This is a genomic window from Thermococcus sp. SY098, assembly GCF_035621495.1.
Lineage (GTDB): Archaea > Methanobacteriota_B > Thermococci > Thermococcales > Thermococcaceae > Thermococcus_B.
Map to the genome: position 1 here is coordinate 1,846,461 of NZ_CP141821.1, position 12,257 is coordinate 1,858,717.

The following is a 12,257-nucleotide window of genomic DNA, read 5'->3' on the forward strand; positions in this document are numbered from 1 at the left end:
TGGTGGCTATGCCAATAAGTGTTGATAAGGCAGTGATTGCGAGGTTAAAGACACATGGGGAGACATTTGAAATTCTGGTTGACCCTTATCTTGCCAGAGATTTCAAAGAGGGTAAAGATGTTCCAATAGAGGAAATTCTTGCCACTCCTTATGTTTTTAAAGATGCACACAAAGGAGATAAAGCAAGCGAGCATGAGATGGAAAAAATTTTTGGAACAAGTGATCCATACGAAGTCGCAAAGATAATTCTCAAGAAGGGAGAAGTCCAGCTTACAGCTCAGCAGAGAAGAGAGATGCTTGAAGAAAAGAAAAAGCAAATAGCTACAATAATTCACAGACACGCGGTTGATCCAAGGACTGGTTATCCTCATCCTGTTGATAGAATCCTGAGGGCTATGGAGGAGGCAGGAGTCAGGGTTGATGTATTTAAGGATGCCGAAGCCCAAGTTCCAGACGTTATAAAGGCTATTCGAAGGTTCTTGCCGCTTAAGATTGAGGTCAAGGTGATAGCTGTAAAGATACCTTCTGATTATGTAGGAAAAGCTTATGGAGAAGTTAGAAAATTTGGAACGATTAAAAGAGAAGAATGGGCAAGCGACGGCTCATGGATGTTCCTTATTGAGATTCCAGGTGGAGTTGAAGAGGAATTTTATGAAAAACTTAACGCCCTTACAAAGGGCAATGTTGTAACTAAACTTATAGAGAGGAAGGGACTATGAGAAGGGTTTTTGTACAAAATAGAGAATTGGTGGTTCCAGGAACGCTGTTGGCACAGGGGCCGTTCAAGAACGGCAGAGGGACTTTCAAGGAAGGAAACAGAATTTACTCAACGGTTGTTGGTCTTGTAGACATAAGAAATGACTTCATAAGGGTCATTCCGCTTGAAGGACCATACATCCCAGAAGTCGGGGACAATGTCATTGGGAAGATAGTGGATGTAAAATTCTCAAGCTGGACTGTAGACATTGGAGCGCCTTATCAGGCGACATTGAGAATACAAGATGCTGTTGAAGAAAAAATTGATCTCCTAAAAACAGATTTGAGGAAGATATTTGATATTGGGGACATAATTTATGCGAAAGTGAAAGCCTTCAATGAAGTGAATCAGATTGATTTAACAACAAAGGGAATGCCTTTTAACGGCGGTCCATTGAAAGGTGGGCAGATTGTAAAGATAACCCCCTCTAAAGTGCCCCGTTTGATTGGTAAAGGCGGTTCTATGATAAATTTAATCAAAAAAATGACCCAGACGAGAATTATAGTCGGGCAAAACGGATGGGTATGGGTTAGTGGAAGAAAAGAGGAGCTTGAGAGAGTAGCAATTGAGGCAATACTCAAGGTTGATAGAGAAAGTCACACACAAGGGCTGACTGATAGAGTAAAAGAGTTGCTTTTGACAAGATTAAAGGAGCTTAAAGAGCAGGGAATTATTGGGGAAATACCTCAAATAGAAGAGGGTGAAGGAAATGATGGGAAAGCCTGAGGATATAAAGCTTATTGATGAGAATGGAAGAAGAATTGATGGCAGGAAAAAGTATGAGCTCAGACCAATTAAAATGGAAGTTGGTGTTTTGAAGAATGCTGATGGTTCTGCTTATATAGAGTGGGGGAAGAACAAAATTCTCGCCGCGGTTTATGGGCCAAGAGAAATTCATCCAAAGCACTTACAGAGACCAGATAGAGCAATATTAAGAGTTAGATACAACATGGCTCCCTTTAGTGTTGAAGAAAGAAAAAAGCCCGGACCAGACAGGAGGAGTGTTGAAATAAGCAAAGTCATCAGAGGGGCATTGGAGCCGGCAATCATACTTGAGCTATTCCCAAGGACCGCGATTGATGTTTTCATTGAGGTTCTCCAGGCAGATGCAGGAACGAGAGTTGCTGGAATTACTGCCGCTTCTTTGGCACTGGCAGATGCGGGAATTCCTATGAAAGATTTAGTCTCCGCATGTGCTGCTGGAAAGATCGAGGGACAGATTGTCCTTGACTTGAACAAGGAGGAGGACAACTACGGAGAGGCTGATGTCCCAGTTGCAATAATGCCAATAAAGAACGATATAACCCTTCTGCAGATGGACGGTTACTTGACAAGAGAGGAGTTCCTTGAGGCTGTGAGGCTTGCAATAAAAGGTGCAAAGGCAGTCTATCAGAAACAGAGAGAAGCATTGAAGGAAAAATACATCAAGATAGCCCAAGAGGTAGGTGAGTAAAAATGGAAGTTATGGCTTCAATTATGAAAGATCACATCGTTGAGCTCTTAAAAGAGAAAAAAAGAATTGATGGAAGAGGCTTGGAAGATTTAAGACCTCTTGAAGTGAAGGTAAATGTCATCGAAAAAGCGGAAGGTTCAGCATGGGTCAAGCTCGGCAATACTCAGGTTCTTGTTGGAATAAAGCTTGATTTGGGTGAACCATTCCCGGACCTTCCGGATAAGGGCGTTATGACAACAAATGTTGAGCTCGTTCCATTGGCTTCTCCGACATTTGAGCCTGGTCCTCCAGATGAGAGAGCAATTGAGCTGGCAAGAGTTGTTGATAGGGGGATAAGAGAAAGTCAGGCAATTGACTTAGAAAAACTTGTCATTGTTCCTGGAAAGCTCGTCAGGGTTGTCTTCATTGACGTCCACGTCCTTGACCACGATGGGAACCTTGTAGATGCCACTGGAATTGGGGCAATAGCAGCTCTGTTGAGCACAAAGATGCCAAAAATTGAGTACAACGAGGAAACTGGAGAAGTCATGATGCTTGATGAATATGAGCCATTGCCCGTAACTAAGATTCCAATTCCAGTGAGCTTTGCTAAGATTGGGGGAACAATTGTTGTCGATCCAAATCTTGAAGAGGAGCAGGTAATGGATGGAAAATTAACAATAACAACAGATGAAAATGGTTACATATCAGCAGTGCAGAAGAGCGAGGGTGGAAGCTTTAAGCTTGAAGAAGTCATGTATGCAGTTGATGTTGCATTCAAGAAAGCTCAGGAAATTAGAGAGAAGATTCTTGAGGCTGTAAAAAAGGAGGAGTAGTTTTTCTGTTTTCTTTTTCTTCTTCTTTTTCTTTCAGATTTATTGCTTACTATACTGTAATGTGCATTTATGTTCAATCTTTTACTTTAGCTTGTTTTGAATAAAAAGGCCAAGTAAAACTATAGTTTGAAAGAATTTTTTACGAAAAAGAAGAGATTATAAATTACTTTAACTAAAAAGAAAAATTTATAAGCCATAATGCTCAATTTATTAATGCAAATGTTTCATAGAGGTGGATACATGAAGAAACTTTTTGCCCTGTTGGTTGGATTGTTAATAGCTGGAGCAACAGCTGGAACAGCAATGGCATTTCCCTTTGGAGCTAATAAGGAAGTATCAAGAACTGAGATTGAGAAGGTATTTAATGAATATCATAGACTGCTTCTAAAAGGTGGATGGCTTAACGAACTTCGTGCTAAGTGGTTGTTATTTAGATATGGAATTAAGAAAGGGAAAACAGTTACCTACACATACAGTTTTCCAAAAATGAGCAGTAAGAGCGGAGAAATACAGCCGATGGGCGGAGAGCAGATATATCTAACTTTGGAGGTAACTCCATACAGCTATTCGTCAATGCCAGATTATGTGTTTGTTGATTATCACTGGGAATGGAGAACACCAGATGGGTATCCAGCAACGGAAGAATGGGGTTGGAGAGGATGTGAGGATTTAATTAACATTCCTTATCCTGCAGCTTATATTATAAAAACAGAGTCATCAAGTAAAGATTATGAGTATGACTACATCTTAGCTTTTGACGGTGAGCTAATATATACAACGCTTGGTGCAGGAAATGGATTAGAAAAGAGTGGCGTGGAGTTTATAGGAACAACAGAGAAGAATCATTGGTATGGATTCTCCACTAGTAATATATTGGGCGAGCATTATATTACGAGAGGTTATAAAATTAAGGACGAAATTGTTGAAGGATACATAACAATAATCTACAAAATCAATATGCAAAAAGTTCTTAACTACGACATAACTGGAATTAGATTTGGCATGAGTTATGAACATACCTATGGGAACAAAATATTTAACTTGCTCGGGAGTGATATTACTACAACTTCTGTCTCATTAGCAATAGGATTTACAAGTAGTAATCCTGTAGCCACAGTATCTGTAAGTATCTATACAATCACATTCAGTGCCTTAGCTAAACTAGCAGGCTCATGGAAAGCTTATGCGTACTCGACATTTTACCTTTAAGGGGGACATCATATGATTCAATTATCTCCAGAGAAAAAGAGGTTGCTCCTTAATTCCTTCATTATCTTTCTTTTTTGGCTGCTTAGACTAACCTTTTTTGCTCCTGGAGCCTGCATATCGTTTTCTGACTATCTGGGAACTTTTATACCTGCGTTGCTGCTATCCATTATCGTTCTTGGATTAGCTGAGCTTTTAGCTGACATTGATTGCAAGAAGACAATTCTTGGTGTTGTAGCCGTTGGATTTCTGCTGTTCACGTTCTTTGCTCTGGTAGCATTAATGCCTACAGCGAGATTTTTTCTGATATTGGCTTTAATCTTTGCATTCATAACATTCCATGAAAAGAAAGCACTTTCCAAAGCCACAAAGTTGGGGAGATGGACAATTCGCCTAATGGGTTTTCTTTTTCCAGCTCTTTGGATCGCTGGTTGGGAGTGTGCAATTTACAATCAGTCATATGCTTGGAGTATGAGACTTTGTCTCTTAGTTGGAGAAGCTTTTGTAATTCTAACATGGAAAATCTCTCACAGAGAAATTAGGAGAATTTAGCAAGAAAGATTTATAAACTAAATTTTTGTTCTTTAGTTGGGTTTTAGGAAAAGCCTTTTAAATAAAACTCTGCTATACCCTTCAGCTTAAAGATCATTAGGGGTGATGCTCATGGCAACTAAAAAGGTTGGTTCAGCTGGAAGATTTGGTCCAAGGTACGGTCTCAAGATCAGAAGAAGGGTAGCTGCTGTAGAAGCAAAGATGAAGCAAAAGCACACATGCCCAGTCTGCGGAAGGAAGGCTGTAAGGAGAATAAGCACCGGAATTTGGCAGTGCCAGAAATGCGGTGCAACCTTTGCCGGTGGCGCTTATCTGCCAGTAACACCAGCGGGAAAAGTCGCTAAAAGGATAGTTTCAAGGGCTTGAGCCCTGATAAATCTTTTTTGGTGAGAAAAATGGTTGAAGTTGTTTATAGATGTGCAAAATGTGGAAAAGAAGTTAAGCTTGATTTGGCGATTACAAGAGAAGTCCGCTGTACATACTGTGGAAGTAAGATACTCTACAAACCGAGACCTAAAGTTGCAAGAAGAGTAAAAGCAATCTGAACTCTTTTGAAAGTTTCGATTTTTCAAAAAGCTTTTAATTGCTTTGTATTACTTATGAGTGATAGCGATGATGCTGATAACAACCTCACACAGACCTACAAGAAGAACGAGGAGTTTTGGACATGATCTGGAGAGGGTGTTCCCCAACTCCACGTATCTAACAAGAGGAAAGAAGACAATCCAAGACTTGCTTATGGAGGCTTACGACAGGGGTTATGAGAGGCTTTTGATAATAAATGTCTGGAAAGGAAATCCGCTTAAAATGACTTTCATCAAAGTTTCTCCCGACGATTGGGGGTATCTCGGCTATCTCTACCTTCACGGGATTAAACTCCAGAGAGAGATTGGTTTCAGGAACATAAGGCCGATTCGTGAGGATATGCCGTTTATTGTCACAACTGCTAAGAGGGTTGGTCTCGATCATATAGCCTTTGCCCAAGCTTTCGCTGAACTTACAAATGGAAAATTCATCCCAAGAGGGGATAAGAGCTTGACCTATATAGCGGACAAATACAACACTGATGTCCTTGGTGTTATTGAGAGACATCCAAGAGGGATGGCAATCAACTTCTACCGCTTAGATATAACAAAAGAAAGACCAGTTGGACCTTTAATCAGTGTAAAAATCTGGATCATGGAAGACGGAAGGAGATGGGACTACAAAGAAGCACTGGGCATTAAAGTCAAAAGGAGAGAGCGTGAATGAACAAGATAAAGGGAACCATAGAAATTGAGTTCCCAAGTGAAGAGATTGCAAAAATTGTTTACGAGAGCGTTCTTTTTGAGCATTTAAGTGTTCCCTATCGAAGAAGTGAAATTGAGTTTAAGAGGGAAGGGAATAAAATTGTTTTGCACTTCACGGCTCAAGATAACTCAGCTCTAAGGGGAACTCTCAATTCCTATTTAAGATGGATTAAAGTTGCTATGGATGTTGCAGAGCTTTAGCAAAACCTTCTTAAATGTTCTCACTGATTTTTGGTTGGATTAACGATTATGGAGGTGTGTTGAAATGCAGAACATTCCACCACAGGTTCAGGCTTTATTGGGGCAGCTTGAGAGCTATCAACAGCAATTACAACTTGTTATCCAGCAGAAACAGAAAGTTCAGGTTGATTTGAATGACGCTAAGAAAGCTCTTGAGGAAATCGAAAAAGTTGAAGAGAATACTCCGATCTACAAGACTGTTGGGACCCTAATAGTGAAAACCAGCAAGGATAAAGCCGTTGAAGAACTTAAGGAGAAGATCGAGACCCTTGAAGTTAGACTGAATGCCCTCAACAGACAGGAGCAGAAGCTCAACGAAAAAATCAAGGAGCTGACTCAAAAAATACAGTCAATGCTTAGGCCAACAGCTGGCTGATTCTCTGTCCAATTTTAATCTTTAACCCTTGTATGGTGATTGGAATGACAAAAAGGGTTATTCACATTGGACTACCAGAGCTCGGTGAAGATGAGCTCATTGCTTTAGGGGAGTTAGCTCAAGAGACTGCAATTGAGTACATATTTGAGCATCTGGCAAGGAGTGAAGTGAAGGACATAGAGGTTACAGCCAGAATAAACAAGGAAGAGACACTTGATTTGGAGCTTGAGATATACCTTGAGGTACCAATATTTGTGAAGGTTGATGTTGATAAGCTGGTTGAAGAGGCTTTGGAATTAGCCTATGAAAAAGTTGAGGAAAGGTTGAGGGAAATTGCGGGGCAAAATAAAACTTAAGCGATTTTTGGAGGAGGCAAAAGAAAAGGAATATTCTTTTCTGCTCTTATGTCACCACAATGCTGATCCAGATTCATTGGGTAGTGCAATTGCTTTTTCTCGATATCTCAACAGTATGGGTTTAAACAATCGAATTGGCGTTGCTCAAAGCGTCTCTTCTTATGCGAAGCGTTTGTTATCCTTTGCAAAAGTAGAAAAAGACCCTGAAGTTAAAGAAGATGTGGTTATCATATTCGATACTTCATCAATTGAACAGCTTGAACCAGTCGAAATTCCAAAAGATAAGTTTGTAATTGTAATTGACCATCACATCGAGAAAGAAAATCCAATAAAAGCCCACATAAGAATTGTTGATTCTTCGAGAGCATCAACAGCTGAAATAGTGTGGGAACTCTTAAAGTACTTCAACTTTTATGACGAAATTGCAGCAAAAGCAATACTTGCGGGAATAGCAACAGACACGGCTAATTTCAGATACGCAAATGCAAAGACATTTAAAACTGTAAGCGAGATTCTTGAGAGATTTCCAATCCAGATGGGGGAAATCTACAACTTAACAGCCCCAGTAAGTGACGAGAACATCGACCAAGCGAAAAGAATGGCTATTTTAAAGGCATGTCAGAGGATGGAGATTAAAAAATTCAGAAAATACATAATAGTGACATCCAAAGTCTCTGCTTATGAATCTTTAGCATGTAAAGTCTTTCTCCAGCTTGGAGCGGACGTTGCAATAGTGGGGAGTGAAAAGAAGGGTGTTAGGATTTCTGCAAGAGCAAAGGAGCATTTAGTAAAGAAGGGGCTTCACTTAGGCAAAATAATGGAAAAAGTTGGTTCAATCATTGAAGGCTCAGGAGGAGGTCATGCCGGAGCTGCTGGGGCAAATGGTAAGAGAGATCTTGATGAAGCCATTAAGTTTTTAGTGAAAGAGATTGAAAAATTCTTGAGGGGGATTTAAATGGCACGATGCCCAATATGTGGTGAGGCATTAAAATGGGAAGAGCTAATTGAGCAGATGCTCACGCTTGAAAACTTTAGTGAGCTATTAGCTGATAAGGGAGCATTTATTTCTGCATTTGAGGAATTTATTTTTATGTGTCCACATTGCAAAGAGGAATTTTATGGTAAACACCTTGAAATTAAAGAAGCAGAAAAGGTCTTTGAGTTGTTGAATGACTTTAAAGGTGGGATAGATTACGAAAACAAAAGAGTTAAGCTGAAGCTAACCAACTTGCTTGCCCTGGATATGATGCTTGAGGAGTGGGATAAGAGGGTTAAGCGGTGAACTCGATGAGGGAAATTGAAAAGCTCATTAAGGAAAGGAAAATAAAAGATGCCATAGAAGTTGCCCTCAAAATGGAGAACACAATTTTAAAGCTTGAAGTTCTGGCGTATATTCTGCGGTCTGTTGATAGTAGAGATCATCGGGAGTTCATTTTTTCTCAGATGTTTGAGGTTGCTGAATCTTTAGATCGCCCTCAGGACAAAGCTGTTGCTCATGCAATACTGGCGTATTCAGCATATGTTATGGGAAAAGAGAAAGTTGATGAGCATCTTTTTCAGAAGGCTGTTGATATTGCAAAATCTTTGCCCCATCCATCTTGGAAAGCAGATGCCTTGGCTGACATTGCATATTATATGGCAAAAGCTGATTTGTTTGAAGAGAGCTTCAAAACTTTCCTTTTAGCTTACAATACAATACGCGGTTCAAAGGAGCCCTATTCAATTACAGTCTCGGTTCTTTCAAATATTGCAAAGAGGTTAGTTAGGGCTGGAGATGATATTCCAAACAAAATCTCAATTCAATTTTACAGCCTTGCAAAAGAGATTTATCAGTCCATTCGCTTCATGACCCAAGCAAAACTGGTTAATGAAAAGATAGAATTTGTCCAAAACGTTCTTAAGCGGAAGAACTTAGCCATTGCTGAATTTCTTGGAAAAGGTGACATTGAAAAAGCAATTGCCTCAATAAGGTACCTTGATCCAAAAGAACGAGTGCTGGGACTCTTAGAGATCTCTTATTGGTTGATTCTTCATGATAAACCAGAGCTGGCAAGAAAAATCTTGACCGATGCTTTCAACATGATGCTGACAGGCAAGTTCAAGCCCAATGACATGGAGTTGGTGAGAGTTGCCCAAAAGTTCATGAAAATAGGACTTCTTGAAGATGCGTTGATATTGGCAGGGATAATTGAAGATGGACTCAAAGCCTCAGAAGTTCTGGGTGATATAGCCTTAACATATGCTCGCTTTGGAAAAAAGGAGAAAGCTCTTTCAATAGCTGAGGGCATTCAAAACGAAACTGTTAAGAGTAGGGTTCTAAAAGCTCTGAAAGGTGAGGGGGATGTGGAACACGAGTAAGGATTACCGCTTACTCACCGCAGAAAAAGCGGTTGAGCTGTTCTTAAAGACAATTGAACATGCCAAATTTAAAGGCAGATGGGACAAGAAGAAGGCGATAAAGTTGGCCAAGGAAATGATTCCCGAGCTGCAGGCAATGAGATACTCATATCTTGATCCCAAGGAACTCATTGATACTCCACAAATGGAGGCTCTTAAAGAGAAAGCCCAAGGGATAATTGAGGCATTAGGTGGAGAGGAGTGGCATCACAAATTCTTAAGCTTGGCTGACAAGAGTGAAAAAGAGAAAGTGGAGGAAGCAGTTGCTAAAGTTAGATTTTTCCTCAACACAATACTTAATTTGGACAAGAGATTAGCTTTAGGAAAAATCAATGACCCAGTAATTGCCGTGGATATAAAAGTCGGTGAGGTCATGAGCGTAGGAAAGCATCCAAATGCTGATAGACTTTTGGTTTGTAATGTGAACATTGGGGATAGGGCGATAACAGTTGTTACAAATGATTTAACAGTTAAAGAAGGGAACAGAGTAGCTGTTGCTTTGTTGCCGCCAGTGAATTTCAGAGGAATTGTCAGCGAAGGAATGTTTCTTGGTGCTGGAGAAGGAGTGCTGAAAGATGTGAAAGGAGAAATTGGAGGATTACCTAAGGGGATTCCGCTCGATGCCTTGAAAGAGACAAGGAACTTAGTGGAGGCATTCTTGAAAAGCTAAACACATTCTCTCGCTCTCTTTAAATCCTCTTCACTCAAACGCCAGCCCATAGCACCGAAGTTCTCTTTTAAATGTTCTTTATTGCTTGCCTTGGGGATTGCAATTACATTTTCGTGCCAAATTAAATAGTTCAGTGCAACTTGAGCAGCCGTTCTGCTGTATTTTTCCCCTATTTTGGCTAAGCATGGATTTCGAGCTAACTGTCCCTTTTCCAGCGGTGTGTATGCTATTAGAGCTATATTCTCCTTTTTCATATATTCAAGAAGGCCTGTTCTTTCAACTCGTCTATCCATGAGGGAATACTTCACTTGGTTTGCTACAATTTCGTATTTTCTCATGATCTCCTGGCTTCTCTTCAAGAGCTCCAAATCAAAGTTGCTGACACCAATGTAGCGTATAATCCCTTCATCAACCAAATCCTCCAGCGCCCATAAAGTCTCTTTGATCCTCTCAAAATCATCAATTGGCCAGTGGAGCAAATAAAGATCAATATATGTTCCAAGCCTCCTTGCACTGTTCCGAGCGGCTTTCTTTGCTTTTTCATAACCAAAATTGGTGGGCCAAACTTTGCTGATGATGAAAATACTATCCCTTTCATATTCCTTAATGGCATTTCCGACTATTTCTTCGCTATGTCCAGCACCATAGAATTCAGCAGTGTCAATTAAGTTAATACCTAAATCTAGGCCGTAGCGTAAAGCTTCAATACTCTCTTTATCTCTTGAATAATCTGCCCTTTCTCTTCCACCTATCCCCCATGTGCCCATCCCTACTGCTGTAACCTTGTCATTTCCGATTTTCTTTAAGTCATTAAACGGAATTACCCTCTTCACGTCATTCACCCGAAAATTAATTTTGTGTTAACATTTATTAATTCAATGATGGAGGTCTCATTGATGATGAATACGGGGCCACCTGAGTGATGAGGAAATTTCCCCCAATGCTGATATTCCAAAAATCTATATACTTCTATATCTCTAACTTTACTGTGGGATGGAAATGGTAAGCTCACACTTCAAACATATTCTCCTCAAGCTTGGGCTTGACGAAGAGAGGATAGAGATCTTAGAAATGAAAGGTGGCATAGTTGAGGATGAATTTGAGGGTTTACGCTATCTTAGGTTTAAAGACTCAGCGAAAGGCTTAAGAAGGGGAACTGTTGTTTTTAATGAATCTGACATTATTCTTGGGTTTCCTCACATAAAGAGAGTTGTCCATCTAAGAAATGGTGTAAAGCGAATTTTCAAAACCAAGCCCTTCTATGTGGAGGAGAAAGTTGATGGGTATAACGTTAGAGTTGCTAAGGTTGGAGAGAAAATTTTGGCTCTAACAAGAGGCGGTTTTGTTTGTCCGTTTACCACTGAAAGGATTGGGGACTTCATAAACGAGCAGTTCTTCAAAGATCACCCTAATTTAATTCTCTGCGGTGAGATGGCAGGTCCAGAGAGTCCATATTTGGTCGAAGGTCCGCCATATGTCGGGGAGGATATTCAGTTTTTCCTCTTCGATATTCAAGAAAAGAGAACTGGGAGGAGCATACCAGTTGAGGAAAGGATAAAGCTGGCTGAGGAATACGGTATTCAGAGCGTTGAAGTCTTTGGTCTTTACAGCTATGAACAGATTGATGAGCTTTATGAGCTGATTGAGAGGCTCAGCAAAGAGGGGCGAGAAGGAATAGTCATGAAAAGTCCGGATATGAAGAAAATCGTGAAGTATGTGACGCCCTATGCAAATGTTAACGACATAAAGATTGGCTCAAGGATTTTCTTTGATTTGCCTCACGGCTACTTCATGCAACGCATAAAGAGGTTGGCATTTTATATCGCAGAGAAGCGCATAAGGGGCGAAGACTTTGATGAGTATGCAAAAGCTCTTGGAAAAGCTTTGCTCCAGCCCTTTGTGGAGTCAATATGGGACGTTGCGGCTGGTGAGATGATTGCTGAGATCTTCACGGTTAGGGTAAAGAAAATTGAGACTGCTTATAAGATGGTATCCCATTTCGAAAGGATGGGGCTTAACATCCATATTGATGACATTGAGGAACTTGGCAACGGTTACTGGAGGATTACATTCAAGAGAGTTTATGACGACGCAACTAAAGAAATCAGAGAGCTTTGGAACGGGCATGCTTTTGTTGATTGAAGAT

General features: G+C 40.3%; 18 protein-coding genes. 17 read left to right on the forward strand and 1 reads right to left on the reverse strand.

Features of this window, described 5'->3' with window-relative positions; translation table 11 throughout:
* Positions 1 to 8 precede the first annotated feature (8 nt).
* From VFC49_RS10345 to VFC49_RS10420, 16 genes are all read left to right on the forward strand, one after another.
* A complete protein-coding gene (locus VFC49_RS10345; RefSeq protein WP_324736741.1) occupies positions 9 to 719 on the forward strand; it encodes a ribosome assembly factor SBDS in 711 nt (236 codons plus the stop codon).
* Positions 716 to 1,483 (forward strand): exosome complex RNA-binding protein Rrp4, encoded by a 768-nt coding sequence (gene rrp4 / locus VFC49_RS10350; protein ID WP_013466437.1) that lies wholly within the window; start codon positions 716 to 718, stop codon positions 1,481 to 1,483. The genes VFC49_RS10345 and rrp4 overlap by 4 nt, the downstream gene beginning before the upstream one ends.
* Positions 1,467 to 2,210: an exosome complex exonuclease Rrp41 gene (gene rrp41, locus VFC49_RS10355; RefSeq protein WP_048159700.1), complete on the forward strand. Its 744-nt coding sequence runs from the start codon at positions 1,467 to 1,469 to the stop codon at positions 2,208 to 2,210. The genes rrp4 and rrp41 overlap by 17 nt, the downstream gene beginning before the upstream one ends.
* A 2-nt stretch (positions 2,211 to 2,212) precedes the next feature.
* Positions 2,213 to 3,025, forward strand: a complete 813-nt coding sequence (rrp42, locus tag VFC49_RS10360) for an exosome complex protein Rrp42 (protein WP_324735478.1) — start codon at positions 2,213 to 2,215, stop codon at positions 3,023 to 3,025.
* 240 nt (positions 3,026 to 3,265) lie between these two features.
* Positions 3,266 to 4,234, forward strand: a complete 969-nt coding sequence (locus VFC49_RS10365; protein ID WP_324735479.1) for a hypothetical protein — start codon at positions 3,266 to 3,268, stop codon at positions 4,232 to 4,234.
* Between the two features lie 12 nt (positions 4,235 to 4,246).
* Positions 4,247 to 4,783: a hypothetical protein gene (locus tag VFC49_RS10370; RefSeq protein ID WP_324735480.1), complete on the forward strand. Its 537-nt coding sequence runs from the start codon at positions 4,247 to 4,249 to the stop codon at positions 4,781 to 4,783.
* A 105-nt stretch (positions 4,784 to 4,888) separates the two neighbouring features.
* Entirely contained in the window at positions 4,889 to 5,149 is a 261-nt protein-coding gene (locus VFC49_RS10375) for a 50S ribosomal protein L37ae (RefSeq protein ID WP_145973154.1), read from the forward strand.
* A 29-nt stretch (positions 5,150 to 5,178) separates the two neighbouring features.
* The gene (locus tag VFC49_RS10380; RefSeq protein ID WP_013466441.1) at positions 5,179 to 5,328 is read left to right on the forward strand and encodes a DNA-directed RNA polymerase subunit P; all 150 of its coding nucleotides are present in this window, start codon (positions 5,179 to 5,181) and stop codon (positions 5,326 to 5,328) included.
* Between the two features lie 67 nt (positions 5,329 to 5,395).
* Positions 5,396 to 6,034 carry a ribosomal biogenesis protein gene (locus tag VFC49_RS10385; RefSeq protein ID WP_324736742.1) on the forward strand — a complete coding sequence of 213 codons (639 nt, stop codon included), beginning with the start codon at positions 5,396 to 5,398 and terminating at the stop codon, positions 6,032 to 6,034.
* Positions 6,031 to 6,273: a KEOPS complex subunit Pcc1 gene (gene pcc1, locus VFC49_RS10390; RefSeq protein ID WP_324735481.1), complete on the forward strand. Its 243-nt coding sequence runs from the start codon at positions 6,031 to 6,033 to the stop codon at positions 6,271 to 6,273. The genes VFC49_RS10385 and pcc1 overlap by 4 nt, the downstream gene beginning before the upstream one ends.
* 64 nt (positions 6,274 to 6,337) lie before the next feature.
* Positions 6,338 to 6,688, forward strand: a complete 351-nt coding sequence (locus VFC49_RS10395; protein ID WP_297128506.1) for a prefoldin subunit beta — start codon at positions 6,338 to 6,340, stop codon at positions 6,686 to 6,688.
* A gap of 44 nt (positions 6,689 to 6,732) precedes the next feature.
* Complete coding sequence (locus VFC49_RS10400) at positions 6,733 to 7,044, forward strand: DUF3194 domain-containing protein (RefSeq protein WP_324735482.1); 312 nt, start codon at positions 6,733 to 6,735, stop codon at positions 7,042 to 7,044.
* On the forward strand, positions 7,022 to 7,999 hold the full coding sequence (locus VFC49_RS10405; protein WP_324735483.1) for a bifunctional oligoribonuclease/PAP phosphatase NrnA: 978 nt from the start codon (positions 7,022 to 7,024) through the stop codon (positions 7,997 to 7,999). Before VFC49_RS10400 ends, VFC49_RS10405 begins: the two co-directional genes overlap by 23 nt.
* Positions 8,000 to 8,326: a hypothetical protein gene (locus VFC49_RS10410; RefSeq protein WP_324735484.1), complete on the forward strand. Its 327-nt coding sequence runs from the start codon at positions 8,000 to 8,002 to the stop codon at positions 8,324 to 8,326. It abuts the gene before it with no gap.
* Between the two features lie 5 nt (positions 8,327 to 8,331).
* A complete protein-coding gene (locus VFC49_RS10415; RefSeq protein WP_324735485.1) occupies positions 8,332 to 9,402 on the forward strand; it encodes a tetratricopeptide repeat protein in 1,071 nt (356 codons plus the stop codon).
* Positions 9,386 to 10,111: a tRNA-binding protein gene (locus tag VFC49_RS10420; RefSeq protein ID WP_324735486.1), complete on the forward strand. Its 726-nt coding sequence runs from the start codon at positions 9,386 to 9,388 to the stop codon at positions 10,109 to 10,111. Before VFC49_RS10415 ends, VFC49_RS10420 begins: the two co-directional genes overlap by 17 nt.
* Here the strand turns inward: VFC49_RS10420 and VFC49_RS10425 are convergent.
* Positions 10,108 to 10,944 carry an aldo/keto reductase gene (locus tag VFC49_RS10425; protein ID WP_324735487.1) on the reverse strand — a complete coding sequence of 279 codons (837 nt, stop codon included), beginning with the start codon at positions 10,942 to 10,944 and terminating at the stop codon, positions 10,108 to 10,110. The genes VFC49_RS10420 and VFC49_RS10425 overlap by 4 nt on opposite strands.
* 166 nt (positions 10,945 to 11,110) lie before the next feature.
* On the opposite strand from VFC49_RS10425, the gene VFC49_RS10430 reads away from it, so the two are divergent.
* Complete coding sequence (locus VFC49_RS10430) at positions 11,111 to 12,253, forward strand: RNA ligase (RefSeq protein WP_324736743.1); 1,143 nt, start codon at positions 11,111 to 11,113, stop codon at positions 12,251 to 12,253.
* The last annotated feature ends 4 nt before the right edge of the window (positions 12,254 to 12,257 follow it).

Excerpts from the sequence above, each read along its gene's own strand:
- VFC49_RS10345 (WP_324736741.1), top strand. The coding sequence starts at position 9 with ATGCCAATAAGTGTTGATAAGGCAGTGATTGCGAGGTTAAAGACACAT.
- rrp42 (WP_324735478.1), top strand. The coding sequence starts at position 2,213 with ATGGAAGTTATGGCTTCAATTATGAAAGATCACATCGTTGAGCTCTTA.
- VFC49_RS10400 (WP_324735482.1), top strand. The coding sequence starts at position 6,733 with ATGACAAAAAGGGTTATTCACATTGGACTACCAGAGCTCGGTGAAGAT.
- VFC49_RS10380 (WP_013466441.1), top strand. The coding sequence starts at position 5,179 with ATGGTTGAAGTTGTTTATAGATGTGCAAAATGTGGAAAAGAAGTTAAG.
- rrp41 (WP_048159700.1), top strand. The coding sequence starts at position 1,467 with ATGATGGGAAAGCCTGAGGATATAAAGCTTATTGATGAGAATGGAAGA.
- VFC49_RS10375 (WP_145973154.1), top strand. The coding sequence starts at position 4,889 with ATGCTCATGGCAACTAAAAAGGTTGGTTCAGCTGGAAGATTTGGTCCA.
- rrp4 (WP_013466437.1), top strand. The coding sequence starts at position 716 with ATGAGAAGGGTTTTTGTACAAAATAGAGAATTGGTGGTTCCAGGAACG.
- VFC49_RS10385 (WP_324736742.1), top strand. The coding sequence starts at position 5,396 with ATGATGCTGATAACAACCTCACACAGACCTACAAGAAGAACGAGGAGT.
- pcc1 (WP_324735481.1), top strand. The coding sequence starts at position 6,031 with ATGAACAAGATAAAGGGAACCATAGAAATTGAGTTCCCAAGTGAAGAG.
- VFC49_RS10370 (WP_324735480.1), top strand. The coding sequence starts at position 4,247 with ATGATTCAATTATCTCCAGAGAAAAAGAGGTTGCTCCTTAATTCCTTC.
- VFC49_RS10365 (WP_324735479.1), top strand. The coding sequence starts at position 3,266 with ATGAAGAAACTTTTTGCCCTGTTGGTTGGATTGTTAATAGCTGGAGCA.
- VFC49_RS10415 (WP_324735485.1), top strand. The coding sequence starts at position 8,332 with ATGAGGGAAATTGAAAAGCTCATTAAGGAAAGGAAAATAAAAGATGCC.
- VFC49_RS10430 (WP_324736743.1), top strand. The coding sequence starts at position 11,111 with ATGGTAAGCTCACACTTCAAACATATTCTCCTCAAGCTTGGGCTTGAC.
- VFC49_RS10420 (WP_324735486.1), top strand. The coding sequence starts at position 9,386 with ATGTGGAACACGAGTAAGGATTACCGCTTACTCACCGCAGAAAAAGCG.
- VFC49_RS10410 (WP_324735484.1), top strand. The coding sequence starts at position 8,000 with ATGGCACGATGCCCAATATGTGGTGAGGCATTAAAATGGGAAGAGCTA.
- VFC49_RS10395 (WP_297128506.1), top strand. The coding sequence starts at position 6,338 with ATGCAGAACATTCCACCACAGGTTCAGGCTTTATTGGGGCAGCTTGAG.